Source organism: Vogesella mureinivorans (genome assembly GCF_007644035.1).
Classification (GTDB): domain Bacteria; phylum Pseudomonadota; class Gammaproteobacteria; order Burkholderiales; family Chromobacteriaceae; genus Vogesella; species Vogesella mureinivorans.
The window spans coordinates 1-259 of sequence record NZ_VMTV02000088.1; the positions used below are offsets into that span (position 1 = coordinate 1).

Genomic DNA, 259 nt, shown 5'->3' on the forward strand with positions numbered 1-259 from the left:
CGCTGGTGATCAAGCAGCCGGGCGGCAACGTGGCGGTCCTGATCGACGAGCTGTTCGGCCAGCGCAACTTCTCCGAGGCGCAGCGCGTGGAGCTCCACCAGGACGCGGACAGCCGCTACGCAGCCTTCGTCACCGACGCGTATGCGCTGGGCGACACTGTCTGGCATGTGTTCGACATGGCGCGGCTTGTCCGAACTGCAGAGTTCCGCCAGGCCGCAGTGGCCTGATGGCAGGTAGATTCAACAGGGGCCGCGCACGG

At 66.8% G+C, this 259-nt stretch carries 1 protein-coding gene; it reads left to right on the forward strand.

The genetic code is table 11. From position 1 onward, the window contains the following. A partial coding sequence (locus FLQ44_RS23475; RefSeq protein WP_206208621.1) for a hypothetical protein occupies positions 1 to 227 on the forward strand: 227 nt, incomplete at its 5' end. Between the last annotated feature and the right edge of the window lie 32 nt (positions 228 to 259).